Annotated in this window: 27 protein-coding genes; 9 read left to right on the top strand and 18 right to left on the bottom strand. The window is 39.3% G+C overall.

The annotated features are described in order from the left end of the window. Positions 1 to 19: 19 nt before the first annotated feature. Both serA and E4661_RS04080 read right to left on the bottom strand, forming a co-directional pair. On the bottom strand, positions 20 to 1912 hold the full coding sequence (gene serA, locus E4661_RS04085; protein WP_136465549.1) for a phosphoglycerate dehydrogenase: 1893 nt from the start codon (positions 1910 to 1912) through the stop codon (positions 20 to 22). Between the two features lie 146 nt (positions 1913 to 2058). Continuing rightward, entirely contained in the window at positions 2059 to 2505 is a 447-nt protein-coding gene (locus E4661_RS04080) for a methyltransferase family protein (RefSeq protein ID WP_313779138.1), read from the bottom strand. 64 nt (positions 2506 to 2569) lie between these two features. Here E4661_RS04080 and E4661_RS04075 point away from each other — a divergent pair, with 64 nt between their 5' ends. From E4661_RS04075 to E4661_RS04060, 4 genes are all read left to right on the top strand, one after another. Beyond that, positions 2570 to 3151 carry a non-canonical purine NTP diphosphatase gene (locus E4661_RS04075; RefSeq protein ID WP_136465547.1) on the top strand — a complete coding sequence of 194 codons (582 nt, stop codon included), beginning with the start codon at positions 2570 to 2572 and terminating at the stop codon, positions 3149 to 3151. A 140-nt stretch (positions 3152 to 3291) separates the two neighbouring features. Then, positions 3292 to 5064: a DEAD/DEAH box helicase gene (locus tag E4661_RS04070; RefSeq protein WP_136465546.1), complete on the top strand. Its 1773-nt coding sequence runs from the start codon at positions 3292 to 3294 to the stop codon at positions 5062 to 5064. Between the two features lie 75 nt (positions 5065 to 5139). Next, complete coding sequence (locus E4661_RS04065; protein ID WP_136465545.1) at positions 5140 to 5916, top strand: carboxypeptidase-like regulatory domain-containing protein; 777 nt, start codon at positions 5140 to 5142, stop codon at positions 5914 to 5916. Between the two features lie 98 nt (positions 5917 to 6014). After that, positions 6015 to 7700 carry an alpha-amylase family glycosyl hydrolase gene (locus E4661_RS04060; RefSeq protein WP_136465544.1) on the top strand — a complete coding sequence of 562 codons (1686 nt, stop codon included), beginning with the start codon at positions 6015 to 6017 and terminating at the stop codon, positions 7698 to 7700. Positions 7701 to 7704: 4 nt separating this feature from the next. Here the strand turns inward: E4661_RS04060 and E4661_RS04055 are convergent, their stop codons facing one another. Beyond that, on the bottom strand, positions 7705 to 7908 hold the full coding sequence (locus E4661_RS04055) for a VOC family protein (RefSeq protein ID WP_240751406.1): 204 nt from the start codon (positions 7906 to 7908) through the stop codon (positions 7705 to 7707). A 171-nt stretch (positions 7909 to 8079) separates the two neighbouring features. Here E4661_RS04055 and E4661_RS04050 point away from each other — a divergent pair, with 171 nt between their 5' ends. Genes E4661_RS04050 through E4661_RS04040 form a run of 3 tightly spaced genes read left to right on the top strand, consistent with a single transcriptional unit; the run spans position 8080 to position 10762 of the window. Next, positions 8080 to 9666, top strand: a complete 1587-nt coding sequence (locus tag E4661_RS04050) for a hypothetical protein (RefSeq protein ID WP_136465543.1) — start codon at positions 8080 to 8082, stop codon at positions 9664 to 9666. 8 nt (positions 9667 to 9674) lie between these two features. Then, on the top strand, positions 9675 to 10211 hold the full coding sequence (locus E4661_RS04045) for a hypothetical protein (protein ID WP_136465542.1): 537 nt from the start codon (positions 9675 to 9677) through the stop codon (positions 10209 to 10211). A gap of 14 nt (positions 10212 to 10225) precedes the next feature. After that, the gene (locus tag E4661_RS04040) at positions 10226 to 10762 is read left to right on the top strand and encodes a hypothetical protein (RefSeq protein ID WP_136465541.1); all 537 of its coding nucleotides are present in this window, start codon (positions 10226 to 10228) and stop codon (positions 10760 to 10762) included. A 101-nt stretch (positions 10763 to 10863) separates the two neighbouring features. Here E4661_RS04040 and E4661_RS04035 read toward each other — a convergent pair whose 3' ends face one another. The 3 genes from E4661_RS04035 to E4661_RS04025 form a co-directional block, all read right to left on the bottom strand. Continuing rightward, positions 10864 to 11073 carry a VOC family protein gene (locus tag E4661_RS04035; RefSeq protein WP_205728921.1) on the bottom strand — a complete coding sequence of 70 codons (210 nt, stop codon included), beginning with the start codon at positions 11071 to 11073 and terminating at the stop codon, positions 10864 to 10866. Positions 11074 to 11153: 80 nt separating this feature from the next. After that, positions 11154 to 11675 carry an SRPBCC family protein gene (locus E4661_RS04030; RefSeq protein ID WP_136465540.1) on the bottom strand — a complete coding sequence of 174 codons (522 nt, stop codon included), beginning with the start codon at positions 11673 to 11675 and terminating at the stop codon, positions 11154 to 11156. Between the two features lie 42 nt (positions 11676 to 11717). Continuing rightward, positions 11718 to 12371 (bottom strand): TrmH family RNA methyltransferase, encoded by a 654-nt coding sequence (locus E4661_RS04025; RefSeq protein WP_136465539.1) that lies wholly within the window; start codon positions 12369 to 12371, stop codon positions 11718 to 11720. 158 nt (positions 12372 to 12529) lie between these two features. Between E4661_RS04025 and E4661_RS04020 the strand changes: the two genes are divergently transcribed. Further along, entirely contained in the window at positions 12530 to 13105 is a 576-nt protein-coding gene (locus E4661_RS04020) for a hypothetical protein (RefSeq protein ID WP_136465538.1), read from the top strand. Positions 13106 to 13252: 147 nt separating this feature from the next. Beyond that, positions 13253 to 13684 carry a hypothetical protein gene (locus E4661_RS04015; protein WP_136465537.1) on the top strand — a complete coding sequence of 144 codons (432 nt, stop codon included), beginning with the start codon at positions 13253 to 13255 and terminating at the stop codon, positions 13682 to 13684. 261 nt (positions 13685 to 13945) lie between these two features. Here the strand turns inward: E4661_RS04015 and E4661_RS04010 are convergent, their stop codons facing one another. The 12 genes from E4661_RS04010 to E4661_RS03955 all read right to left on the bottom strand — a co-directional run bounded on the left by E4661_RS04010 (position 13946) and on the right by E4661_RS03955 (position 24199). Further along, positions 13946 to 14398, bottom strand: coding sequence for a lysozyme (locus tag E4661_RS04010; protein WP_136465536.1), 453 nt, complete (start codon positions 14396 to 14398; stop codon positions 13946 to 13948). Continuing rightward, the gene (locus tag E4661_RS04005) at positions 14385 to 14879 is read right to left on the bottom strand and encodes a phage holin family protein (RefSeq protein ID WP_136465535.1); all 495 of its coding nucleotides are present in this window, start codon (positions 14877 to 14879) and stop codon (positions 14385 to 14387) included. The genes E4661_RS04010 and E4661_RS04005 overlap by 14 nt, the downstream gene beginning before the upstream one ends. Positions 14880 to 14883: 4 nt before the next feature. Continuing rightward, on the bottom strand, positions 14884 to 15453 hold the full coding sequence (locus E4661_RS04000) for a hypothetical protein (RefSeq protein WP_136465534.1): 570 nt from the start codon (positions 15451 to 15453) through the stop codon (positions 14884 to 14886). Beyond that, positions 15447 to 15851 (bottom strand): hypothetical protein, encoded by a 405-nt coding sequence (locus E4661_RS03995; protein WP_136465533.1) that lies wholly within the window; start codon positions 15849 to 15851, stop codon positions 15447 to 15449. The genes E4661_RS04000 and E4661_RS03995 overlap by 7 nt, the downstream gene beginning before the upstream one ends. Then, positions 15851 to 18310: a tail fiber domain-containing protein gene (locus E4661_RS03990; RefSeq protein WP_136465532.1), complete on the bottom strand. Its 2460-nt coding sequence runs from the start codon at positions 18308 to 18310 to the stop codon at positions 15851 to 15853. The genes E4661_RS03995 and E4661_RS03990 overlap by 1 nt, the downstream gene beginning before the upstream one ends. A 2-nt stretch (positions 18311 to 18312) precedes the next feature. Next, positions 18313 to 18885, bottom strand: coding sequence for a hypothetical protein (locus E4661_RS03985; RefSeq protein WP_136465531.1), 573 nt, complete (start codon positions 18883 to 18885; stop codon positions 18313 to 18315). A 53-nt stretch (positions 18886 to 18938) separates the two neighbouring features. Further along, complete coding sequence (locus tag E4661_RS03980) at positions 18939 to 19442, bottom strand: DUF6712 family protein (protein ID WP_136465530.1); 504 nt, start codon at positions 19440 to 19442, stop codon at positions 18939 to 18941. 3 nt (positions 19443 to 19445) lie between these two features. After that, positions 19446 to 21215 carry a hypothetical protein gene (locus E4661_RS03975; RefSeq protein WP_136465529.1) on the bottom strand — a complete coding sequence of 590 codons (1770 nt, stop codon included), beginning with the start codon at positions 21213 to 21215 and terminating at the stop codon, positions 19446 to 19448. After that, positions 21215 to 21517 (bottom strand): hypothetical protein, encoded by a 303-nt coding sequence (locus E4661_RS03970; RefSeq protein WP_136465528.1) that lies wholly within the window; start codon positions 21515 to 21517, stop codon positions 21215 to 21217. Before E4661_RS03970 ends, E4661_RS03975 begins: the two co-directional genes overlap by 1 nt. A 92-nt stretch (positions 21518 to 21609) precedes the next feature. Beyond that, positions 21610 to 22143 (bottom strand): hypothetical protein, encoded by a 534-nt coding sequence (locus E4661_RS03965; RefSeq protein WP_136465527.1) that lies wholly within the window; start codon positions 22141 to 22143, stop codon positions 21610 to 21612. A gap of 81 nt (positions 22144 to 22224) precedes the next feature. After that, the gene (locus E4661_RS03960; protein ID WP_136465526.1) at positions 22225 to 23097 is read right to left on the bottom strand and encodes a hypothetical protein; all 873 of its coding nucleotides are present in this window, start codon (positions 23095 to 23097) and stop codon (positions 22225 to 22227) included. A 22-nt stretch (positions 23098 to 23119) separates the two neighbouring features. Continuing rightward, positions 23120 to 24199, bottom strand: coding sequence for an XkdF-like putative serine protease domain-containing protein (locus tag E4661_RS03955; protein ID WP_136465525.1), 1080 nt, complete (start codon positions 24197 to 24199; stop codon positions 23120 to 23122). Positions 24200 to 24210: the final 11 nt, after the last annotated feature.

The raw sequence follows: 24210 nt of genomic DNA, 5'->3' as shown, positions 1-24210 counted from the left end.
TCAAAACGAGGGTGAGACCTTAATACAGTACCCTAAACTTGATGGTATTTTCTACGTTCTTTAGTGCCTTAACCACCTCTTTGTTGTACTCTTTGTCCAAATCCGTAATCACATAACCGACCTCACTATCTGTTGAAAGATATTGCCCCGTTATGTTCATCTCGTACTTGGCCAAAACTTCGTTGATTTTGGCCATAATGCCTGGAACATTTTTATGGATATGCAAAAATCTATGGGCATTGTTCTGTTTTGGCAAACGAATATTTGGGAAGTTGACCGCATCCACTGTATTTCCAGAATTGATGTAATCCATAATCTTGTTCGGTACAAAGTCCGCAATATCTCGTTGGGCCTCTTCGGTACTACCTCCAACATGAGGAGTTAGAATCACATTGGGAATACCTTGCAACGGGGTCTCAAAGTTACCATTACTTCTGGGTTCCGAAGGATATACATCAACAGCAGCACCACCAAGCTTCCCGCTTTTTAATGCCACTGTAAGGGCATCAATGTCTACAACGAATCCACGAGATAGATTTATCAGGATAGCGCCGTCCCTCATCTGATTGATTTCTCGCTCACCTATAAAGTTTCTATTGGCCTTGTTATCGTCGATATGTAATGTAACCACATCTGATACCGATAGAAGGTCTTCCAAGGAACTGCATTTCACAGCATTACCCAACGCCAATTGATCTGCCACATCATAGTAGTATACTCGCATACCCATTGCTTCCGCCAATACTGACATCTGCTTGCCAATGTTTCCATAACCTACTATTCCAAGGTTTTTTCCACGTACCTCTCTTGAATTTATTGCGGTCTTGTTCCACTCACCTTTGTGGATTTCAGCGCTACGTGTAAAAACATTTCGCATCAACATTATAGTTTGACCTATAGCCAGTTCCACAACAGATCGGGTATTGCTGTAAGGTGCATTAAATACAACAACTCCTTTTTTCTTCGCAGTTTCAAGGTCAATCTGAGTGGTTCCAATACAAAAAGCTCCTACGACCAACAACTTATTGGCAGCTTCCAGTACTTTCTTGGTAACTTGGGTTTTAGATCGTATTCCCAATACATGAACACCCTTGATTCGCTCTATAAGCTCTTCTTCTGGGATACTATGTTTGACCAGCTCAACGGAAAAACCGTCTTCGGACAAATTGTCGAACGCTGCCGGATGTACATTTTCCAACAGTAATATCTTGATTCTATTCTTCGGGTATGAAAGGTTTCTAGGCAAATCGTTCACAAATAAAAATTCATCCAAGTTAGGTGCTACATGGTCCGCATTGTTTGCAGCCTTTTCGCGATGTACATTTTCTGTATAGGCAAAAAACTTGTCGGCAATTCCAGCTTCACGCATTACATAATCGCTATAACCATCGCCTATCACCTGTACCTCGCCATCTAAATCAAGGTTCTTAAGGCATTCTATCTTTCCATTGTGTGAAGCCAGTACATTTGCTTCATCAAATCCAATAATATTACCATCATTATCAAATTTAAAGGTGTTGGCATATACCCGATCAGACGGAATGTTATATTCTTCAACTATAGGGTCTATGAATTCCTTGAAGCCACATGAAATTACATAAATATCGTCAGAAAATTTTTCAAAAAACTCTTTGTTAGAGGCAATTGACTTAGAAATCTTTTGACGCAATTCGTTAACCAATCCATCCAAATCATCCCTATGTGCATTCAAAAGGCGTATTCTTCTTTCCAAAGATTCCGTAAATGAAATATCGCCATCAATACCCAAATTGGTAATGTCCTGTATTTCCTGAATGATTTCTTTCCTGTTGGATTTGCCCTGAAGGGTCATCTCAGCTAAAACATCCAACGCTTCTACCCTTGTAAGGGTGCTATCAAAATCAAAAACGTACTTGCGTGCCACCTCTATCATGAATTGCTTCAAAAATTAAGGCGTAAAATTAAAAATTAATTCTATCCATAGAATCGGAAGCAATCAAAATGGCTCGATAAATGCGGATATATCAAAAATCAGGGGCAAAAAGTTTCAAATATTATTTTTTCAGGCCTTTTTTCATCTCAAAACCAGCGTCTAGTGGCTTTGCAATAGGCACTATATTGCTTTCCAAACATATTTGTCAACGCTTTTTCCTCTCTACTAATCTGAAAATGGTTCATATAGTACACAAATCCTGCCGCCAAAAGCGTATTGAATGCGTTCCCCAACTTTAACCCTAGAGCAAGTAAAATCAGAAGCATGCCCAAGTACATAGGGTTTCGGGAATATTTGAATATTCCAGTAGTTACCAATTTTGTAGTTTTTGACAAATCGAGGGGATTCGTGGTGGTTTTTGCCCTTCTAAATTGAAATATTCCTAAAAATATGACCAAAATTGCCAGCCCAAAAAGAAAAACGGCCAACTCTTTTCTCCCAAAAAAATCAAAGTCACCAACAGGAAGAAATGTTGCCAAAAGGTACATGAAAACACCAAAAACCAACATCACCAAGGGTGGTAAAATCTTCATTTGAATTCAATTTAGCTTAATATCGAAATTACTACTTTTAGCCCTTCCACTAAAAACTACAGTATTGGAAATTGTTTTTGCCACTCATAATACCAATAAACTGGAAGAAGTCAGAAAATTGCTTCCCAAAGAAATACAATTGTTGTCCCTTGCTAACATAGGATGTTCAGAAGATATTCCAGAAACTGGAAGCACATTAGAAGCAAATGCCAAAATCAAAGCAGATTACGTAACCCAAACCTATGGTTACAATTGTTTTTCCGATGACACCGGACTTCTTGTAGATGTTTTGGATGGAGCTCCCGGGGTCTATTCTGCCCGATACGCTGGCAATCAAAAGAATACGGAGGATAATATGGATTTGGTGTTGGCTCAACTTAAAAGCGGTAGTAACAGAAATGCGCATTTTAAAACAGTAATTCACCTGAATCTTCAAGGTCAGAGCTATGTCTTTGATGGCATTGTAAACGGTACTATAACTGAAACAAAAATGGGCTCAGGAGGTTTTGGCTATGACCCTATCTTTAAGCCTGAAGGTTTCCAACAAACCTTTGGGGAGCTTCCTTTAGAGACCAAAAACACTATTAGTCATAGAGCAAAGGCTGTACAAAAGCTAGTTGAATTTCTTAAAAACCAAACAACCTGATTGCAAATCTTTAAATAAGTGTACCTTTGCAGCTTTATTAACGCCGCCGGTATGGGCATGGTGTTGCGAGGGGCTCAAATGGGATGTATAAAATCGCTCTATGCAACACAACATATTTGCGATTTAAGGTATACACCACAATGACAAAATTTGAAACCCTGGGGTTGGACAAACCCCTATTGGATGCTATTGCCGATCTTGGATTTGAAACACCATCCGAAGTTCAGGAAAAATCCATTCCTATTTTATTACAAGAAGAAACCGATTTGGTCGCTTTGGCCCAAACCGGTACAGGAAAAACCGCTGCTTTCGGTTTTCCCATGATTCAAAAAATACATGCGGAAAGTAGGACCACTCAAGGATTAATCCTGTCCCCTACTCGAGAGCTTTGTCTTCAAATCACAAATGAATTGAAGCTTTACTCCAAATATGTAAAAGGATTGAGCACGGTAGCCATTTATGGAGGAGCAAGCATTACGGAACAAGCCAGGCAAATTAAGCGTGGCGCTCAAATAGTTGTTGCCACTCCCGGTCGGATGAAGGATATGATCGGAAGAGGAATGGTCGATATTTCTAAAATTGACTACTGCGTACTGGATGAAGCAGACGAGATGCTGAACATGGGCTTTTATGAGGATATCAAAGATATCCTGTCCAACACTCCAGAAGAAAAATTCACATGGTTGTTCTCTGCTACTATGCCAAAGGAAGTAGCATCCATTGCCAAGAAATTCATGCACAAGCCTCAGGAGATTACCGTCGGCACTAAAAATGCAGGAGCTTCTACGGTACAACACGAGTATTATCAGGTGGGTGGACGTGACCGCTATCCTGCACTAAAGCGATTGGCCGATGCCAACCCTGGCATCTTCTCTGTGGTTTTTTGTAGAACCAAAAGAGATACTCAGAGAGTAGCTGAAAAATTGATAGAGGACGGGTATAATGCAGGCGCTTTACATGGTGATTTAAGCCAAAATCAACGTGACCTGGTAATGAACGCTTTCCGAAAAAAGCAGGTTCAGATGTTGGTAGCTACAGATGTGGCCGCCCGCGGAATTGATGTGGATGACGTGACCCATGTAATCAACTACCAGTTACCTGATGAGATTGAAACCTATACCCACCGTAGTGGACGTACCGGTAGAGCAGGTAAATCTGGAATTTCAATGGTCATTGTCACAAGGTCTGAAGCCAGAAAAATTAAGGCCATTGAAAAGAAAATCCAGCAAGATTTTATTTCCAAAAAGATTCCTACCGGAATTGAAATATGTGAAATTCAACTTTATCATCTAGCCAGTAAAATCAAAGAAACAGAGATCAATTCGGAAATAGACAACTACCTTCCAGTCATCAATGACGTTCTGGATGGGCTGGACAGAGAGGAATTGATCAAAAAAATAGTCTCTGTTGAGTTTACCCGATTCTACAACTATTATAGCAAGACCCGTGACCTTAACTCATCCGAAGGTGGTCGGGAAAAAGGGGAAAGAAGTTCAAAAGGTGACGCTCCATCCAACGGCTCGGTACGCTATTTTATCAATGTGGGAGAACGAGATGGATACGATTGGATGTCACTGAAAGATTTTCTTCGCGAAACCCTTAATTTGGAAAAAGAGGACGTTTTTAATGTTGATACCAAGGATAGTTTTTCATTCTTCAATACAGACGCGCAACTTACCGAGTTCATTCTTCAGACCTTTACTGATTTTAAAGTAAATGGGCGTTTTATCAATGTTGAAGTTTCGAAAGATCCTGGCGGAGCACGAAAAGGTAGAAAACGAGATAGAAAAAGAGGTCACCGAAAAGGTAGGGATGGCGGCCACCGAAAAGGTGGCGACAGCAAATCCTTTAAAGGAGGCAAAAAAGGTGGCTCAGGCAAAAGGGGCGGTAAAAGAAGGTCAGGTTTTTATTAGTTAATTCTATATTAAATAGGAAGACTCTCATGTTTATTTTTGTTTGTTTAGTACTTTTATACCTACAAAGATTGCATGAGAGGAAAACTACTTTTACTATTTTCACTGGTTACAACTCTTGGTTTTGCCCAAAACACCAATGAGCCCCTAGCTGAAGGAGAACTTAATGGCGTGGTCATCAATGCCCAAACAGATTTTCCTTTAGAGAGTGTACATATCATTAACTTAAACAAAGTTGTTGGTACGATTACCAACCAAAAGGGAGAGTTTACCATAAACGCAGCAGTAAACGATACCTTATACCTTTCTTTCCTTGGTTTTAAATCCCAAAAAGTACGGGTCACCAATGATATGTTTAAATTTCAACCCACCGAGATAGCCCTTACAGAATTAGCATATGCTCTCGAGGAAGTTATTGTAAGACCTTATCAACTAACCGGTTATCTTGAAATTGATGTCAAAAATCTTCCCATCAACAATGCTTATCAGTATAGCATTTCTGGGCTTTCAAAAAGCTATGAGGCAGGTAACAAAAATCCCAGTGCGGTTACCAAAGTATTAGGCGCCATTTTAAATCCTGCAGACCTTCTGAGGAATCTTTTTGGAAAAAAACCGAGGCAGATGCGAAAATTGAGGCAAATGAAAGAAGATGACGATATCCGAAACTTATTGGCCTCTAAATTCGACCGCGAGACACTTACCGAACTGCTACAATTGGAAAAGGTAGATATTGAGGACATCCTAAACAACTGCAATTACTCAAAATCTTTTATAAGTACTGCCAATGATCTTCAAATTCTCGATGCGATATCAAGTTGCTACGAAGAATATAAAGTGCTTAACAGAAGATAACCCTAGGAGTTTTGCCCTAATCCAAACCACGTGTTACGCACGTAAATAAATTTTATATTTCGCTATTCATTTTATAGTTTTAGGCAAAATCCCAACAAATGAAAAAACTACTTGCTATCATGTCCCTATTGTCTTTTCTTTTGGGTTGCAAACAGATAAACAAAAAACCACAAGAAGATAAACAGGTAGTTGAAGAAGAAGTTCAGAAAAAGGAAATTCCATTTGTTTGGGAGGGAGCAAATATCTACTTCCTATTGACCGATCGTTTTAATCGAAGTAAACAAGAGGCCAAAACGCATTTTGACAGGAACGAAGAGACTGCTGTTCTACGGGGTTTTGAAGGAGGTGATTTAGTCGGAATTACTCAAAAAATAGAAGAAGGCTACTTTACCGATTTGGGCATCAATGCCATTTGGCTTACCCCAGTGGTGGAGCAAATACACGGTGCTACAGACGAAGGAACCGGAAACACTTATGGTTACCATGGCTATTGGGCCAAGGATTGGACAGCTATCGACCCAAATTTTGGTACTCGCAAAGACTTGGAGAAGTTGGTAAAGACTGCCCATTCCAAAGGAATTCGAATTTTGTTGGATGTGGTTTTGAATCATACAGGCCCTGTAACGGACGAAGACCCTGTTTGGCCTGAAAGCTGGGTCAGAACAGGCCCAAAATGTGAGTTTACCACTTATGAAAATACCACGGCTTGTACTTTAGTTGAAAATTTACCGGATATTTTAACCGAATCCGATGAACCGGTTGAGTTACCCGATATGCTATTGGCCAAATGGAAGGAAGAAGGTAGACTGAGTCAAGAATTGGATGAATTGCAATTGTTCTTTGAACGTACTGGATATCCCAGAGCACCTCGATATTATATTATCAAATGGTTGACCGACTACATCAACGATTTTGGTATAGATGGGTTTAGGGTAGATACTGTAAAGCATGTAAACGAAAATGCATGGTCAGATTTGTATGCAGAAGCTTCCTATGCCTTTGAGACATGGAAGAAAAAGAATCCAGAACAGATTTTGGACGACAACCCATTTTATATGGTCGGTGAGGTATACAACTATGGCATTTCAGGGGGGCGGAACTTTGATTTTGGAGATAAGAAAGTTGATTTCTTTGATCATGGTTTCAAAAGCCTTATCAACTTTGACCTTAAAACAGATGCGCAAAAAGAATATGAGACCATTTTTAAAAAGTATAGCAAACTACTGAGCTCAAAGCTCAAAGACAAAAGCGTATTGAACTACCTCACCTCACATGATGACGGAAACCCTTTTGATAAAGAGCGTAAAAGACCATTTTATTCAGCAAATGTACTATTACTAACCCCTGGAGCCTCACAAGTATATTATGGTGATGAAACCGCAAGGAGTTTGATTATTGAAGGTGCCGAGGGAGATGCCACGCTGCGTTCTTTTATGAACTGGGAAGAGTTGGATAGTTTGCCGCAGACCAAAAAAATACACGAACATTGGCAAAAACTAGGTCAATTCCGTAGAAATCATCCAGCCATTGGAGCAGGTCGTCACAAAAGATTGGCCAAATCGCCTTATGTTTTCTCAAGAACCTATATGGATGGGGATTACAAAGATAAAGTTGTGGTAGGATTGGATTTACCTAAAGGTAAAAAGTCCCTTTGGGTAAAGGGGTTCTTTGGTGATGGCACTAAATTATATGATACCTATTCCGAAACCGAGGTAATGGTTAAGAATGGTAAGGTTGTTTTAGAAAATGACTACGACATTGCTTTATTGGAACTAGCCGAGTAATCAATCATTCCCTTGAATGCAATGCGATTCGATTACCTTCCGAGTCTGAAAATACTCCCATATATCCAACTTCTGGACTTATCTGTGTTTTAGGTCTTAGTATTTTTCCTCCAGCATCTTCAACCCTGCCCAATTCATTTTGCACATCTGATAGGCTTCTACTTGGAAGCCAACGAACACTGTATTTTTCTTTGCTATACCTATCCAAGCAGATACCAAAGGACGGTTGGCAACTTGTCTAGTCCAAATTTCTCATTAAAATTTATGGAAAATCCATAGAATTTTTAAGGTTTTCCTGCAATCCCGTTTGAACGCAAGTGGTTATTTTAGCAGCTAGTCCCTCGATAATTATTAACTGCTAAATCTTAATTTACTACTTATGAAAAAACATTCTTTTCTAAAATTTACCTTATCCTTTTTTGTTTTACTGGTGTTCTTCTATTCCTGTGAAAAAGAAGAAGCTGCGGAATTAGAAATCACCCAAGAGACTGAAGTTGTTCAGCCTACTGAGCAAGAAATTATCAGCAGCAAGTTTAGTCTTGACGGTTTCGATGAATCCTCTGGCATTGCAAAGAACAGCCTAAAAATCCTTTGGAATGAACATAAAAAGGTAACCTTGGAAGAGAGGGAATGGCACGAGTACAAGGTTGTGGAATCGGTGAAAATTGATTTGGAAAAAGGGGAGATAACCGATATTGCCTATAGCCTATTGGCGACCATGATAGACGATAATCCTGCCTACTGGTTGTTGCGGATGGACTCCAGAAATGGCGAGGCTTACAGTTCCTACTTCGATTTGGAGAAAGGTGGTTTTACAGGTATGATATATTTATATAACCTGAAAGGTGAAATGAGTATGGTAAGGTACTACCAGAAAGGGAATGGGTTCCACGGCATAACAAAAGTAGGAAATCCCGTTGCTCTACCCGCACCAAGTGCTTCACGCTGTGATTTCAAGGTTACATCAAGCAACTGTGCTGGTACAAGTGACTGTGGCCTGTTGCAGAGCACTGGTGGCTCTGGTTGTGGCAACGGAGGTGGCAAAGGTGGTTATCGAAGGGTTAGGATACCTGGTGACATAATAGATAGGTACAATGACCATAATAATGACGGAAAAGGACAGCCCAATGAATATAGCCATACTATATTTATGCCAGACAGATACAAATGGGTCTGGGTTTCCAACACCAGTTCGGGTCATGTTCCACAAAGGGGACAACAATACCAAGGTATACGGAGTGATGGCTCCATTAGAAATATTCCAAGGCCCTCTGTTTCACCAGATAGGGTTATAAAACATCCAAGTCTGATAAAATATCCTTGTGTTGGAAGAATCGTTGGGGAATTGGCAAGGGGCGACTTTAAACGCTTAAGATTGAACAAACTGGGGCAACTAGAGGGAGGAAAACATTTATCTAAGACAATTCTTGACCTTTTTCAAAACAACTCAAAATACCATTTAAGTATTAAAGTTGGTACATTGAGCAATGCCAATGGTTCCACTAAAATTGTACGTAATACACCATCCAAGGGACAGATTACATTTGAAATCACATTAGATAAAAGGTTTGTCCAAAATGGAACAAAGCTTGTAATTGCCAGAACATTAATCCATGAATCATTGCATGCTTATTTGAGCTATCAATATCAAAACATGTCAACTTCATCTTTTTCTTCTCTATTAAGGCATTATTTAAGTCAAAATGGATATAATAACAATGCAGCCCAACATAGGTTGATGACTGAATATGGGGATGCTATTGGTCATTCATTAAGTGTTTGGGACAATAATAAATTGAGCATGCAATATTATAAGGATTTGGGATGGTCTGGCGATATGCTGCAAACCAGGGAATTCAATAAACTAAGTACCTCAAGGAAAACTGCAATAAGAAATGCAAATATTGCTGAAGGGAGTGCGGCTCAATCAGCTACCAATAAAGCAAAAGGGAAAAAATGTAAATAAATCCAGTTATGAAATATAATTTTCTAATATCATTATTTGTATTGTCATTGTTGGGCTGTAAAAGTGGGTTTGATGTTTCTCATGAGAAAAGTGAGATTGATTATCAGGTAATTAATGCATTTACTTCTTTAAGAAAAATAAATGCTCTAAAAAAAGATACTTTTAAGCCTAATGACTCTTTGTTGCTAAAACTGGTGGAATCGGATGGCTTAAATCTATTTCATTACAACCTAACCGAAAATCGGAAAAATATCGATTTTAAAGAACTTTTCTCAGAACAGGATTTTAATCTAATAAAAAAAGGATTTGAACAATTGGAAATAAGAAAACTAGATAAGAAAAAGATGTTGAAAGGTGTTAGGGCAATAAAAAAGATTGATGACGATAGAGAAGCAAGAATGATTACGACACCCGTCATTGTTCCAGATAAAAATTATGCATTTATTTATTCTGAAAGCCTGTCAGATGGTGATTTGTTCTGCATGAAAAAAGAAAATGGTAAATGGATTCCTTTTGTTTCTTTTCCACTATGGACTTCTGATTAAATTTTAGGATATACATGAATTTTAGAATCGGTATAATTGTCCTAATTGCTGTTTTGTGTCATTTATCTTGCTTTTCCCAACAAAAAGAGGACGAAATTGCGATTATAACAAAAATAGCCAAACGGAGTAAAAATCATTTTATCTATCCAAAGACAATATCTTTAGGCTCGGAATTTGGCGACCTGTCCCATTTGGAGAATGTGGAATCTTGGAATGATGGAAATAATGACGTTTCAAATTTTGCCATAGGACGTACGGTTGATTTTGACACCATTTTTTCAAAGGAGAATCTTAAATCCATAGTAAGGGAAGTTAAGTCATGCGAAAAGGTTAAATTGAGAAAAATTGTCTCAAAATCCCTATTGAAAAGGAGTGCTGATATAGCTATATCAAATCCAGTATTTGTTAATGGCATCAATAATATACTGTATGCAATTATTTATACCGAATATTCTGGAGTGTCTGGTGACGGTTCGGGGAGATTTACAATATACCAAAAGAAAGGAGATGAATGGGTAGAGTTTTTTTGGTTATCACTTTGGATAAGCTGACCAACCTCTGTACCTGTACAGCTTGAAACTTTTTGTCCCTACTGGTAAGGAACCCGTTATCGTTCAATTGTTGGGCTACCTGTGATAGCTCAGACCCTGCTTCAAAAGCAGTTCGATATGGGCTTTGGCTTTCCTGTTGAATAAGGGCCATTGGCTCCGGGTTTTTCTTCTGCCCAAGGAAACCAACCCATTAAAGTACCTGCAAAATCCTGTACCTGGATTTCAATTTGAAAAACTTCATTGTAAAAAGCTTTGGCACGGTCCATATCCATTACTGGAATCTCAAACCAGCCTACCATGTTCTGTTCCATAATACATGTATTTGTCATTCCCGCGAAGGCGGAAATCCAGTTGTTGCTCCCCTAAGGTTCCCTCAAGGGCAATCAAACAATTATTTCTCTAACAGTGATTTTAAGCTTGCCAATCCTTCTTCAAAATCGCCACCAACAGCTTTATCCATATTCATAAACAACATAAAAATACTGGTCGGAAATTTATTCTTTCCAGAGAAACCCCAAGTTACCTTAGTGTTACCCGAACCGGCATCCTCAGTAACCAAATAAGCATCTGAGGTAGACTTCCATGGTTTCAAAAAGCGTAGTTCAGATTCAATACGCTCTCCATCTACTATTTTTGTGATTTCCTGTTCTCCTTCTCCCACTTCTTTATTTCCATTCCAATAACTTGTAGCACCAACCTCCCCATCGGTTCCTGTAAACTTCTTTTCCATATTAGGGTCTTTCTTGCCCCATGGCGACCATGCATCCTGATTTTTCAAGAACCTTAAATTTTCAAAAACCTCACTCTTAGGTTTTGAAATTTCAATGGAACGAGACACGTTGTAACTTTTTGGCGCGATTACGGCCAAAATCAATAAAATAATTCCTGCTAAAATGTAAAGTAGTACAGTCATTTGTTTTTAAAAATTGGTTGTCTTCTAAAAATACGAAAAACTTCATTTTAAAAGGTATCTGTCGATAATCCCTTCCACATTTTTGATGGACTTTTTGGTCCAGTCTAAACGTTTTTCCAAAATTTCACTATAGGATAGTCCCCAATCCAAATTTGATTCTCGCAGCTTTTGGGTAAGTTGCTGAATCATTATAGCGGCAGAAACCGAAATATTAAGGCTTTCAGAAAACCCTACCATGGGTATTTTTAAGAAACCATCCGCTTTTTGCATCACTTCTTCACTCAGACCCTCCTTTTCTGTTCCAAAAAAAAGTGCCGTTTTGGATGCTATCTCAAAATCAGCCAGAAATGTTGAATCGTTATGGGGAGTAGTGGCTATTATTTGATAACCCATATCCTGTAACGTGTCAATACATTCCGTTGTGGTTTGATAGCGGTTAACATCTACCCACTGTTCTGCTCCCATTGCAATGTTCTTATCCAAGCGTTGGCCAAACCGGTCCTCTATCACATGAACTTCTTGAATGCCAAAGGCATCACAACTTCGAATCACAGCGCTGGTATTATGTAGTTGAAAAACATCTTCAATCGCTACGGTAAGGTACTTTGTGCGACTTTGGAGTACTTGTATAAAACGTTGTTTTCTCTCCTCAGTCAAAAACCTCTCCAGATATGTCAACAAATCAACATTAAACATAACCACCAAAATAACGAAAATTGAATTTCTTATTTTTAGCACTTATGAGCAAAAAACAAAAAATAGTAGTACTTACCGGAGCGGTGAATCCGTTTATGTGAAAGTAAAAAATCACTCTGATTTATAAGCAGTTGGAATCATACTAAAACAAAAATAGTATGAAAACAAATGCAAACAAGGTCGGACAATTTTCAGGAAGTTATTGGCTAAACGTATTAAAGAAAACTTCCAAAGTATTAATCTTAACTGCAATACTTTCTGGTACGGTAGGTTGCGAAAAAGAAGAAGATTATTACTGCGAACTGGTACGATACCAGTATCAGGATGGACAAAGGATTGAAGTATCAAGAAAAGATTGGAACGCTTCAAGTACTGCAAGTGTAGAATACGGGCAGGGTGTATTCCATTACCGTGATTTGGATGGTGACGGTGAACTGGAAACTTACAGGGATTACATTGAGTGCAACGGGGAAGTCACGCCCTTGGAAGATGATATACCAGTTGTATTAGGGGCAATCGAAACGGATAAGGTTGAATTGGCTTATGGGGACAACGCTTGCAGCTCCACCAAATTCGTATTCTTTATACCGAAGGGAGAGACATTCGAGACTACTACAAAACTCTTTAGCAAGTATGATGGAACGGTCTATACTTTGCCCTTCGATTACTCTAACGGAGCAGTAGTTAGGCGTTGGGACGGCAAAAAGTTCTATTCAACGGAAATCTGTAAGTAATTAAATGTTAAATTTAGATATTTGCCTATATGCTAAAAAGATACAAGGATATATTGTTTTGGCTATTTATAGTCATTATGATAGGATTGATACTCTTTGGGATTTATTACTTGGTCATTGAGTACCCATATTAAACAGGAGAGAAATATGATTGATAGGGAAACCATCATGGAGTTTTTGGAAGTTTCGTTCGTGGATGATTATAAGGTCACTATAAATGAGCAGTTTACTTTTTTGGATGAACAGGGTAATCCTGTCCCCGATTCGCCTTTGTTTGATGTAGATGCCGTAATTAACTGTTCAGACCCAAGGACGGCAAAGAGGCTAATAGAAATCGTATTGATAGATAAAACCTTGAAGAAAGAGAAGTTGGAGCTACTAAGCGAGATGGTACTATCTTCTGGATATAAAGCAAAGAATGTCTTTATCTATAACATTGATTCTGAAAAAGACGGTTATAAGTTCCTTGAAGCTTCGATTGAACGCTGGGGAAAGGATGGATGCCTTAATGAAAGTATCTTTAGATATGTGGTCGCTGCAAATGGAGTGTCCGCAACCTTCCAGATTATTGACCAATAAGTACCTGATTTAAAGACAAAAATTAAGCCCCTTAATTGGGGCTTTATACTTTAGTCCATCATTATATGTAGCAAAAAAAGTTGTTATGTTACATGGTCATACAAAAAAAAATATATTGCATTAGTGATTATTTGAAAAACAGGCATAATTTTCTTTGAAACTTCTGGAAAGAATCTACTTAACCTATCCCAAATAGTCAGGAGGCATGTAACAATAGTCAATATAGCTGCCAATTCAAACATATAATAAAGGTACAAAAAATCAGTTTCCTTTAAATAAATGTACCTCTGATTTTCTTCTGTTAATCAATCCCTGAACAATTTTCCCCTTGTGACGCACCCACCGCATAAACTGCTTTTCTATTTCCCCGTAGTTGTTCGGGTTGTTGTTGATTACCTTTAATAATGTGGAGCGTTTGAAGTTGTGACTGCCAACATTATACGAAAGCGATACCAATGCATCGAACTGGTTCTGGTTCAATTGTACCTTGACATATCTGTTTACTGCATATTCAAACTTTGATACGACTACCTTTAAAAGTTCCTCGGCTTCTATTGGTTTTATCAAATCCCCTTTCTGAACTGGCGAACCGTCTTTATAAAACGTATTGCCGTAACCGATAGTCCAACGGTCTGTTGGCAATGGTCTATAAGCTTTTAGCCTTAACTGCTCCCATTGTTTGATATGTTCCAATCCTGATTTACTTGTTTGCATTTAGTAGGTTTTGTAACGGTTTGGGAAGAAGGGGCTTCAATCGCTTTAACAAGTTCATTCCAGTAACGGCTTCCATGTTCTCAAAGATTGACCAAACTTCTATTGCAGCAGGTAACAGTACGGACAGTTCGGTTATTGAAAATGTCTTGCCCAACAATGCTATTGGCGTAGAACCAAGTACCAAGGCTTCAAAGACCAGTACAACCAGAATACCTATTCCATATTCATAGGTCTTTCGCCAAGTCTGCCTTAACGCATAGCTTTTGATGCTTTTCCAGAACAGTTTTTTAAATGGGTTGAATGGTACTTTATCCTTGTGTAGGTTCTTCTTTATCCCTGTCAACAAATCAATGGTGATAAGGATGAAAAGACCTATCAAGGCAGCTTTGATTGATATAAGCATTGATATTAAAGGGGTAATTGCCAAAAAGGTTTTCTTGGCTAAGGTTAAGTTTTGGAAGAAATGGGCAAAAGATTTCATTGGATTAGAATAGTTTTATGGAAGCCCCTACAACAACGGCTTTTTCGTTTAAGTTGTATCCTGCATTGTAAAGCATTTTAGGCGTTTTTAAGGTTAGTTTTGGTGTGGTCTGGATTGATGGTGTCAATTGTACATCCAATCCCGTGTAAAGGCTGTATTTAGGTCTTTTGGTCTTTACTTCTATCTGCTGTGGAAAGATGGTATAATCGACCTTTTGTGATTTCAAAGTACCGATTACATTTGATTCAACAACAATCTGTTGTGTGGAATCCATGAAGGTTTCCTTGTAGGTTCGCTCCGTGATTGCTTCCTTGTATTTTTCCAACCTTGAAACCGAATCTTTTAAGCTTTGATACTCCTGTAAAAGTTGTTCGTTTACTGGATTGGGTACTGCAACAATCTTTGTTGTACCTTCTTTGTAAATGGTATCATACTTAACTACTGGCTCAGGCTCGACAACTTCAAACTGTCCTTTCTTTTCAGGTACGGTTATGGTAACGGTCTCCTGTTTCCTAAAGACTAGGATTGCCAATAGGATGGCTATAATTCCGTATGGTAGATATTTCTTTAACAAAATGATGTAGATGTAAATGATGAACCATTCCAGTACCTAGCCCTTGTACCATCGCTGTACCATCTGGAAGGGGCAAAAACGGTGGCTTCAAAGTTTGACCAGATTTTAGTTGTGTTAGCCCATGTTTTTCCGTACTCAATAAAGAATACGAATTGTGTAGCGTTACATGCTGATGAAGCACTGGACGTGCTATAACCTACGGTTTGTTGTTTAGTTCCAAACCCCCTGAAATGGTCATAGTTCCTGAAATTAAGCAATTGGTTCTTAGACCCTTTATAGGCAGAATCAAAACTTGCATCATTGGATTCAGCAAAGCATTCCAACAAATCATCTTGACTGTTGGGAAGTTCATCTATCACATCTTGAAGGGTGAAATTTGTTGTATTGGGTACTGCCATTATAAAAGTTCCTTTATGAGTAAATCCAATTTCGTTTTTAATTGTTGTACCTCATTTTCGAGATTTTCAATTTGATTGTCCTTTTCAGCCATTTTAGCTATCAACAGGTCTGTATATTTGACGGATAACATTCCGTGGTCATCTTCTACAACAAACTCTGGATGTTTTTCTTGAAGTTCTTGGGCAATAACCCCAATCTGTTTTTTGTCACCCTCAATCCAATCAAAGGTTTTCCATTTTACTGATATTGGCTTTGGATAATAATCTTCAATGTTTTCTTTTAATCTTTGGTCAGAAGAAAGTATAAAGTTGGTTGCCTGTACTGTACCGTTTGCCTGTATGGTATATGTGGTGCTTACGGAAGATGTATCAGTTTCACTATAACCAAATCTTGCATGGTTGGCAACTGTTAGATAACCATTGGTAGAAAGAGCCATTGCCCCTTGATTCACACCGTGGGCATCATCCCCCCACCAAAACCCCCTATCGCTGTCATTGTTCATTTGGAATGTCATTGCATAATCGCTAAGGCTTCCGAATGTGACACCCGATTGCATTCCGATTGTATAAAGGTTAGAGTTCCAAACTCTAATTTTATCACGAGAGGAAGTTGTGTTATGGTTTATAACAGAACCTGACCCTTGTAATGAAAGGTCATCTCCACTACCCAATGTTACCCCACCGTTTGCTGTAATCAGCCCAGATACGGTCAAATTGCCTAAATTGGACAACCTCATTCTTTCCGTTGGTGTACCGTTCAAGATATGATGCCATACCATGTTAGATGAACCTGCACCGTTCTCCACACCGATTCGATACCCATTAGTACCTGCATCGTTAAGAAAATCTATTTGACAATCTTCCCTACCATCATCATCAATATTACCCGTGTCACCGTTTAGTATAAGTTTTGCAGGTGAAGAATTGCCGTTGATTTTAATATCTCCGTTATGGACGTGTATATTACCACCGTAGAAATCAGATGTGCCATAACTTCTAATTATAGTATTACTAAATCCAGAAGATGCCATATTGATAACACCACCTGAATTGTTAGATTCCAATCTAGCGTATTTTTCAGATGACTTATAGGCTTCAAACATGGCATTGGAAGCAGTTGAAAGTAGTCTTAATGTACTTGTTGAAACAGCATCTAATCTCAATTCCCAATCAGAAGCATCTGCATCGCTTCTGTGGAAATCGATATATCTTCCAATATCCATCGTACCTATAGTACTTACTATGGGAATTACATCCCACCTATTACCAGAAACTGTTGTTTGCCTACCATCCAATAAATCTGCATCAAGCCCACTTCCAGAACCATCATTACCTTCATGCCAAACTCGCCATTGGTTATTAATCCTTACACCGTTGACAGTATCATAGGTGTTTGAAAGACTTAGATAGTTATTTGTTGAATCCCCAAAACCAATCCATCCCCTTTCCGAATTGCCACTATCTTTTAAAGAAATATATCCTGTGTGGGCATTTCCCGTACTATTTGTATCCCTTAATGATAGTATAGGCGTGGTTGTTTGAATAGCTATCCTACTATTAAAAAACTGCTCCGAAGATGTATCTTTTCTTGCATAATTAGAACCATCCACACCATCTAATAGGTCTGAATCTGCTGCTTTTGCAGATATGCCCAAGTACCTAGAATCAAACCCTGTGTAGCTTGAAAGGTTGGTTATGTCGGATGTTGTATGAGTATGGGCAGAAGGTGTAAACGTTGTTGGTTTTCCCGTTATCTCTATCCAATCGTGTGTATGGCTCAAAGGAGCGTAAAAGGCTGAATAATCCCCTGATAATGCTGTTATAACTCCTGTTCTTCCAAAGACCGAATCAACAGGAGCTTGACCCCCTCCAACTTGAACGTAAGTTGAACCTGACCAACGATAGGTAAAGTTGGTATCAATAGCTAGGTAAATCTTTCCAGATTCACCAGTTGCAGGGAAAGAAGCCAAATCTGCAAATTCCAGAACGTCATCAATACCATCGGGAAGATATTGCGTTGGTATTTGACCACTTCCATTTAAAGGTACATATCCGTTTGCCTGTCCCTTTTCGCTCAACAATTGATATGGGCTTAAATCTTGGTCGCCCGTGTTCGCACCGCTAAGATTGTTCAGGTCGGTTATATGTTGGGAAGTTATGTTCGCTGCCTGTGAAGCTGTAAATATTGGGTCGGTCTCGGAAGTCAAGTACCCTTCTGTTGAATGGTCGCCCCATCCAAAAGCTGTCTCCCAATTGTTCTTATTGGTCAACAGGTCATCAATAATAGTTTTGGTATAGTACCTAGAATCGAATCCAGTAAATGAGTTTAATAGATTGTACCTACTTACTTTCTTCGATGTACCTTGTGGTGAACTGGTAGTATCTGAAACGTCCACAACATGAAGTAAATCTGTGTCCTGTACTGCTGTTAAGGTTGATTTGTCCGTTAATCTTGGCATAGTTAATTGAATAAGAAAAATTCGCCATCCTGAAACTGGACAGCTTGATAATCCTGAAATTGATAGTATTCTGTTGTTGGGTCTGAAACGTCAATAAACCCGTTTGTGAAAGGGTCTGAAACAAAGGGTACGGATAAGGTTTCCTTTCCCTTTAGGGTCATACGATAGCCATTAAATGAACTCCTGCTATCTCCCGTCTCAATGGTAAGTCCCTCGCTTTCCAATCCGTTTTCCAGACCAAGGATGAACCAATTGCCGTTCCTGTCCTGAACCAACGCCCGTAACTCGATATAGTTAAGGGTCATCATCTGTAAAGTGGTCTGTACATCAAGCTTCCTGAACTCAACAGTTAAAGTCTGGTCGTAACCGTCACCATTTCTTGATTGTGAAAAGGTGTTGTTTCCAGTCAGTTCAAAAAGGTGGACAAAAGTTGTTGGAATAGATGTAATTACATTACCGTTAAATCCAAAGGCATTGCGCCTATAAGGGGTGAACTGTGCTAGATAAAGCTTCTGTAAGCCCCCAATCGAATCTTTACAACCATCCTTTCTACCTCTTGATATACTGCTTGCCATTTTAGGTTAAGTTTTTTGGTTACAAAAAATGCAACCTCATTAGCCGTTAGGCGTTAATCTAGTTTCCAACCACCGTACAAATCGCTTGTATCTGGTTGTAGGTCATAATTATTGTCTTGTGCCTGTCTGTATTCAGGTAAATTTTTATCGCAAAGGAATCTTTCCAACCTATTGATATAGGTATCCGCTTTGTCCCTCTGGTTCTGAACCAAAAAATCAACTTCCGTCTTGCTTACTGGTTCTGAATTTTCTGGATTGTTCTTGAAGATTCCACCATTTGCAACATTGTACGAAGCTGTCAAAATGTATTCTGCTGCAACTGAATGGTAAAGGATTGGTTTAATGTATTCTTCGTGAATGGTCTTGTAGTCACCAGTCAGGGTATTGGCTGCGTAATCGGCAAGAACCTTATCGTAAAGCTTAGTTCCTAAAATTGGCTCGACAACAAATACTTGCGCTTCTCTAATTACATGGAGGTACTTGTTAACGTCTATGTTTGCGCCTAGTGGCGTATTCTTTGTTATGTCAATTGCTTTTATCAATAATACTGTTGGCATAGCTTAGTTTAATTTCCAATGGTTATTTGATGGGGATGCAGATTGCGCTACTTCTTTTTCATTCTGTGGTAGCCTTGCCAAGTCCCTTTTTTCTGGGTCTAGGTCAAGTATCATTCTCTGGGCTTCATTTACCGAAATCTGTTTGTTGTTGGTCTTTAGATATACCCTTCTTTCCCAGAAGTGTTTGCAGTTCACGCCAAGTTTTAAATCATGGGAACAGCCTTTGTATCTCCATATTGAATAAGTATCTGCCCCACCTGCTCCAAGACCTGCATTGATGACCAATTGCCCTGCTTGCTCAATATCTTCCTTACGGTACACTTTACCTGCCTGTACCATCTTTCTACAAAATTCCCTACTGTTATCACTAACAGATTGCGGTGCATATACATACCTGACCTTAAAGAGAACATTATCCTGATTAGAAGCATTACTTGGTGAGCTTTGCACGGCATCTGCCAAATGTGCCTCAAATTCCAATTTAGGTTCAACATTGACTGGTTGGGAAGCTATAAGGGTGTATCCCTCCAAATCCGATTCATCCTGTCCCATAGCAATTAGGGCGTTAGCAGTAAAATTGTCTTGCTCTTGATGCTTTGACATTTCCACGGCTTCCCCCTCATCTTGTTTTGTACCATCTTCTTTTACAAAGCTGATATTCTGCTCAAATTCAAGTTCAGTTTGGATTCCGTTTACTTTTAAGATTTCGTGAAAACCGTCAAGGATAATTTCTTGTATAGGGTTGATTTCCATTGCATACAACAACTTTGTAGCTGTTTCGAGTTCTTCGGCATTGTTCCCAAGTCCTGTATTGTCCTTGATACCAAAAAGCATAGGGCTTGTTACCCTATGACCCAACATTATCTGCGTTCTTGCCTCATTGGTACAGAACTCCCATTGTTTATGACTGGTATTTGTCGGGAAAGCTTCTACCGTGGTCTGCGCTTCCTTATTATCGTTAAAGCTTATGATTACCTTACCTGCATTTGCTGAACCAGTTACGCTATTCTTGATGGTTCTTTCCACCTTATCCCTAAGTTCCTTGGTAGGTACTCCGTTGTTGTAGTTGATTACGAAACCTGCTGAAAGACCATTTTGGATATGGTTCACAAAATAGTTTCCAATTTCATCTTCCATTTTGGAATAGTTCAAGGATGCTATATAATCTGGAAGGGCATAGTATAGGTTATCGACCTTATCAAGTTCTATTTCAAGGATTTCAATTTCTTCCCTGCTTGTTCCGAATGCAGGGTACGCAATAGGTTCGATTTTGTTTGACTGTTTCCAATCCTGACAATGCCAATAATGGGTAATGTCCCCATCTTCGTTAAGTTTATTTGGTGCTACGGATTGCCTTGGTATATGAAAAGCACCCGTGACCTTTCTAAGTGTACCTTTCCCTTTGGAATAGATTACCTGTATTGTGGCAGACCCGAAAAGCTTTAAATCCTTGGTGATTTTCCTAACGTCCTTTTTCGGGAACAATCTTTTTATAGTGTCCTGTAATTCTGGATTCTCGGTAACAAGTCCCTTCCCGTAGATAAGTTTGGCATACCTATCAATGATTGCCATGTTGGTGGTACTGGTTTTGTACCTATCCAATAGGTCATCAAAGAATTGGTTGTTTTTCCCAAACAGTACCCAATCCTTGCCAACTGTCTCTTTGACCTCTGGCATTTCATAACTCGACAATTCAATGAATGCTATTGAATGTTCCTTTGGTGCTTGGTTCTGTGTACGCTTTCTGGCGTTTTTGATTGTAGAATTTGCCATTATATAGTAAGTAGGTCTTGATTAAGATTGTAGTTCTGTGACTCTTGGGCTGTAATGAAGATTTTCCCACGGTACATTAGGTTATCGGAAGTGTCCGTTACCTCAAAGGTGTAGTTGTCGCCCTCTGAAAAATCATGGGTCAATTGAACCGTCATAAAACCATTGCTATAAGTGGCAGCTAGTTCCAAATCGGTATGTACCTCCGTGAATTCATTGACCAAGGAAATCTTGACCGTATCGGCTTGAAACCTTGGGATGAAAATCAGTTCTTGGGCTGTATCTATGGGTTGTAGGACATTCATATTGGAATAACAAAATGGAAGGTTATTTGGAAGAAAATAAAAACCCCATAACAGGACGTTACGGGGCTAAAACATGGAAAGAAAGAGTTGTTTTATGCTGAAATATTGCTTGAAGAAACAAGTGCTTCCAATGCTGTTATGGTAGCTGCATCCAACCAAGGGGCTGCGCTTCCCTCCTGTGCCTCAAAGGTCAAGTTATAACCGTTGAAATCGGATTTTGCACCACCTGTGTTTATGTCACTTCCAGTTAGGTCATTACCCTCCGTAATACCTGCAACAAAATAGTTGTCCATTCTATCACGGATTACCAAGATTGGACGACCCTTAGCCATTAAATCAACCTCCAAAGAAGTGTCCTTATCAAGCTTTTTAAGTGCCAATGTCGTGGTCTGGGTGTTGACGGTCGTACCTGTGTTCCTATCGGATACGGGCGACTGTACAAAACTGTTCCCATCTGCTCTAAGTTCGTATTTGAATGCCTCCGTAATACCTGCATTGATTGCAGTAGCTTCACCGCTTGCAACGGTAAAGGCATCTTCTATATAATTGATGAAGTAGGCTGCTTTAACCCCTCCCAAGGTGTCCTTGCAAGGTTCAGTCCTACCTTTTGTAATGCTACATGCCATTTGATTGTCTTGTGTTAAAAAGAAAAGGTGGATAGGGCAAGCCCTTCCACCCTCTTTGTTTGGTTAGTTTATTGATTTGGTTTAGGCAGCTACGTAGTAAACTACTTCTTCACTGTGACCGTAACCAGTACCACCACCGAATACGATTTTGGTTCTTACGTTACCGTCCAATAGAGTAGCATCTGTATCAACAGCACTTACTTCGTTTTCTGGGTTCTGAGCATCGGATACAGCCCATACGTTAGCAGCTTGGTAAGCTATGACGGTGTTGTCCGCCAAGTGTGGTACTTCCTCAATCATGTACCTTCCGAACTTCATTGACTTTTCGTCACCGTCCGCCAATTGCGTAATACCTTGGCTAATCAAAAGTTGCTCGTAGGCTAAGGCAACATTGGAAGAAACAACGATTTTAAGGTCTTTTTTCTTTCTAACGGTACTTGGGATAGCAGCTACCACTTTTTCAAGTTCAGCTACAACATTGGTTTTTGTGATAGCAGCACCTAAAGCGGTTGGCTTGACTACATTTGCATCAGCATCCAACAACGGAACAAGTCCACCGAATTCACCTGCTGTTGCAGAAGTCCCAACCCAAATATCCTTGTCGAATTTCTCGGCTGCTTTCTCCATTCTTTCTTCCATAATGGCTTCAAGAATGTCGTCAAACTCATTATGGGCAGAAATGAAAGTTTCTTTACAGACTTCCCTTTGCGCCATGATTCTTTTTACGGTAACTGAATTACCATCCAAGGTAATTGTACCTTCTGGATTCCATCCGCAAGATGCGTTTGAGAATTCCCCTGAATCGCTCAAAGAAGGGATGTTGAATTTATACCTTACGTTAGGTGCGAAAGAAACCAATCCTTTTCTGATGGTTTCCGCTTCGTGAAGTGCAACCCTTACGATAGTACCTGCCTCACCTTGGTATGTTTGGTTGTTTGTGTTTGTAGTTGGCATTGTTTTAGTAGGTTAAGTATTGTTATTTTCTGTTTGATTTGATTGCTTCCTTCAAGGATTTGGGAGTACTTGAAAGTTTGGTTTCTGTTGGTTTGATTGGCTTGGTTGCAGGAGTTTCAGAAAGTTGGGTTTTCAACTGCTCAATTTCTTGGTCTTTCTCTTGCAATTGGTTTCTAAGGGTCACTACTTCATCTTTTACTTCTTTTGAAAGTTTGGCAAGTGCTTCCTCAATTTCTTCCATTGAAGCATCTTCGTCAACCTCAACAGAGATTTCAGAAACGACACCATCGGCAACGGTTACTTTTCTACCGTCCTCCAATTCGTGTTCTCCATCTGGTGCAGGTGTACTACCTTCTTCACCTACGATGAAAAGTGCAGTACCTACTTCGATTTTTTCACCCTCAAACTCGACAACTGTACCATCTTTCAATTTGTCCTGTGACAATTCAACAGTAGTGGTTTCAGTTTCTTGGGTTTCTTCTTTTTGTGAGGAAAAAAGGGCTTTGATTTCTTTAAACCCTTCTTTGATTACCTCTAGGGTAGTTTTGCTTTCGCTCATTTGTTCTTTGTTTAGTTCTAGTTTGTTCAATGAGAATAGCCCATCAATGGAAAAGCCTTTGATTTTGCCAGTTTTTACATAATCATCCCATAAGTCTTGATTGTCAACTTTCATCATGGCTACCCATGAGCCTTTAGGGGCTTCCAGACCGTAGGTATTGGACTTGTCATTTTTAACATCTTCGACAATCCATGATTCGACTACGGAAACACCTGATAACTGTACCTCGTGTTCTATTGAACTGTTGCCGTTGTAGTGGTTTTTGATGAAAGAATGGGCAGCTAACTTGATGGTATCTTCTGGAAAGGTTATATAGAACTCTTTACCGTCTTGATTCCTGTAAATGGGTTTATTCGGGATGAGTGCCACCCCTAACAATATGCGCTGTTCTGCGTTGACCTCTGCTAATTTTACCTGTACCTGTTCATCCTTTTTCAAGGCAACGAACATGGATTCCATTGCAGGGTCCTGTACAACGGAAAGGGCGTAAATGCCTTTGTCTTTGTTTGGGTCAAATATTACTTCATAAATAGGGTACTCCATACATAAGGAAC

Origin of the sequence: Flagellimonas onchidii (genome assembly GCF_004804315.1) — a bacterium.
GTDB classification, from domain to species: Bacteria; Bacteroidota; Bacteroidia; order Flavobacteriales; family Flavobacteriaceae; genus Flagellimonas; species Flagellimonas onchidii.
Note: the sequence above shows the minus strand (reverse complement) of the source record. Positions and strands in the feature narration are given on the sequence as shown.

Excerpts from the sequence above, each read along its gene's own strand:
- E4661_RS03990 (WP_136465532.1), bottom strand. The coding sequence starts at position 18,310 with ATGCCAAGATTAACGGACAAATCAACCTTAACAGCAGTACAGGACACA.
- E4661_RS03960 (WP_136465526.1), bottom strand. The coding sequence starts at position 23,097 with ATGCCAACTACAAACACAAACAACCAAACATACCAAGGTGAGGCAGGT.
- serA (WP_136465549.1), bottom strand. The coding sequence starts at position 1,912 with ATGATAGAGGTGGCACGCAAGTACGTTTTTGATTTTGATAGCACCCTT.
- E4661_RS03965 (WP_136465527.1), bottom strand. The coding sequence starts at position 22,143 with ATGGCATGTAGCATTACAAAAGGTAGGACTGAACCTTGCAAGGACACC.
- E4661_RS04020 (WP_136465538.1), top strand. The coding sequence starts at position 12,530 with ATGAAAACAAATGCAAACAAGGTCGGACAATTTTCAGGAAGTTATTGG.
- E4661_RS04030 (WP_136465540.1), bottom strand. The coding sequence starts at position 11,675 with ATGACTGTACTACTTTACATTTTAGCAGGAATTATTTTATTGATTTTG.
- E4661_RS03970 (WP_136465528.1), bottom strand. The coding sequence starts at position 21,517 with ATGAATGTCCTACAACCCATAGATACAGCCCAAGAACTGATTTTCATC.
- E4661_RS04035 (WP_205728921.1), bottom strand. The coding sequence starts at position 11,073 with ATGGAACAGAACATGGTAGGCTGGTTTGAGATTCCAGTAATGGATATG.
- E4661_RS04080 (WP_313779138.1), bottom strand. The coding sequence starts at position 2,505 with ATGAAGATTTTACCACCCTTGGTGATGTTGGTTTTTGGTGTTTTCATG.
- E4661_RS03975 (WP_136465529.1), bottom strand. The coding sequence starts at position 21,215 with ATGGCAAATTCTACAATCAAAAACGCCAGAAAGCGTACACAGAACCAA.
- E4661_RS04050 (WP_136465543.1), top strand. The coding sequence starts at position 8,080 with ATGAAAAAACATTCTTTTCTAAAATTTACCTTATCCTTTTTTGTTTTA.
- E4661_RS04065 (WP_136465545.1), top strand. The coding sequence starts at position 5,140 with ATGAGAGGAAAACTACTTTTACTATTTTCACTGGTTACAACTCTTGGT.
- E4661_RS04070 (WP_136465546.1), top strand. The coding sequence starts at position 3,292 with ATGACAAAATTTGAAACCCTGGGGTTGGACAAACCCCTATTGGATGCT.
- E4661_RS03995 (WP_136465533.1), bottom strand. The coding sequence starts at position 15,851 with ATGGCAGTACCCAATACAACAAATTTCACCCTTCAAGATGTGATAGAT.
- E4661_RS04005 (WP_136465535.1), bottom strand. The coding sequence starts at position 14,879 with ATGAAATCTTTTGCCCATTTCTTCCAAAACTTAACCTTAGCCAAGAAA.
- E4661_RS04025 (WP_136465539.1), bottom strand. The coding sequence starts at position 12,371 with ATGTTTAATGTTGATTTGTTGACATATCTGGAGAGGTTTTTGACTGAG.
- E4661_RS04045 (WP_136465542.1), top strand. The coding sequence starts at position 9,675 with ATGAAATATAATTTTCTAATATCATTATTTGTATTGTCATTGTTGGGC.
- E4661_RS03980 (WP_136465530.1), bottom strand. The coding sequence starts at position 19,442 with ATGCCAACAGTATTATTGATAAAAGCAATTGACATAACAAAGAATACG.
- E4661_RS04010 (WP_136465536.1), bottom strand. The coding sequence starts at position 14,398 with ATGCAAACAAGTAAATCAGGATTGGAACATATCAAACAATGGGAGCAG.
- E4661_RS04015 (WP_136465537.1), top strand. The coding sequence starts at position 13,253 with ATGATTGATAGGGAAACCATCATGGAGTTTTTGGAAGTTTCGTTCGTG.
- E4661_RS03985 (WP_136465531.1), bottom strand. The coding sequence starts at position 18,885 with ATGGCAAGCAGTATATCAAGAGGTAGAAAGGATGGTTGTAAAGATTCG.
- E4661_RS04040 (WP_136465541.1), top strand. The coding sequence starts at position 10,226 with ATGAATTTTAGAATCGGTATAATTGTCCTAATTGCTGTTTTGTGTCAT.
- E4661_RS04060 (WP_136465544.1), top strand. The coding sequence starts at position 6,015 with ATGAAAAAACTACTTGCTATCATGTCCCTATTGTCTTTTCTTTTGGGT.
- E4661_RS03955 (WP_136465525.1), bottom strand. The coding sequence starts at position 24,199 with ATGGAGTACCCTATTTATGAAGTAATATTTGACCCAAACAAAGACAAA.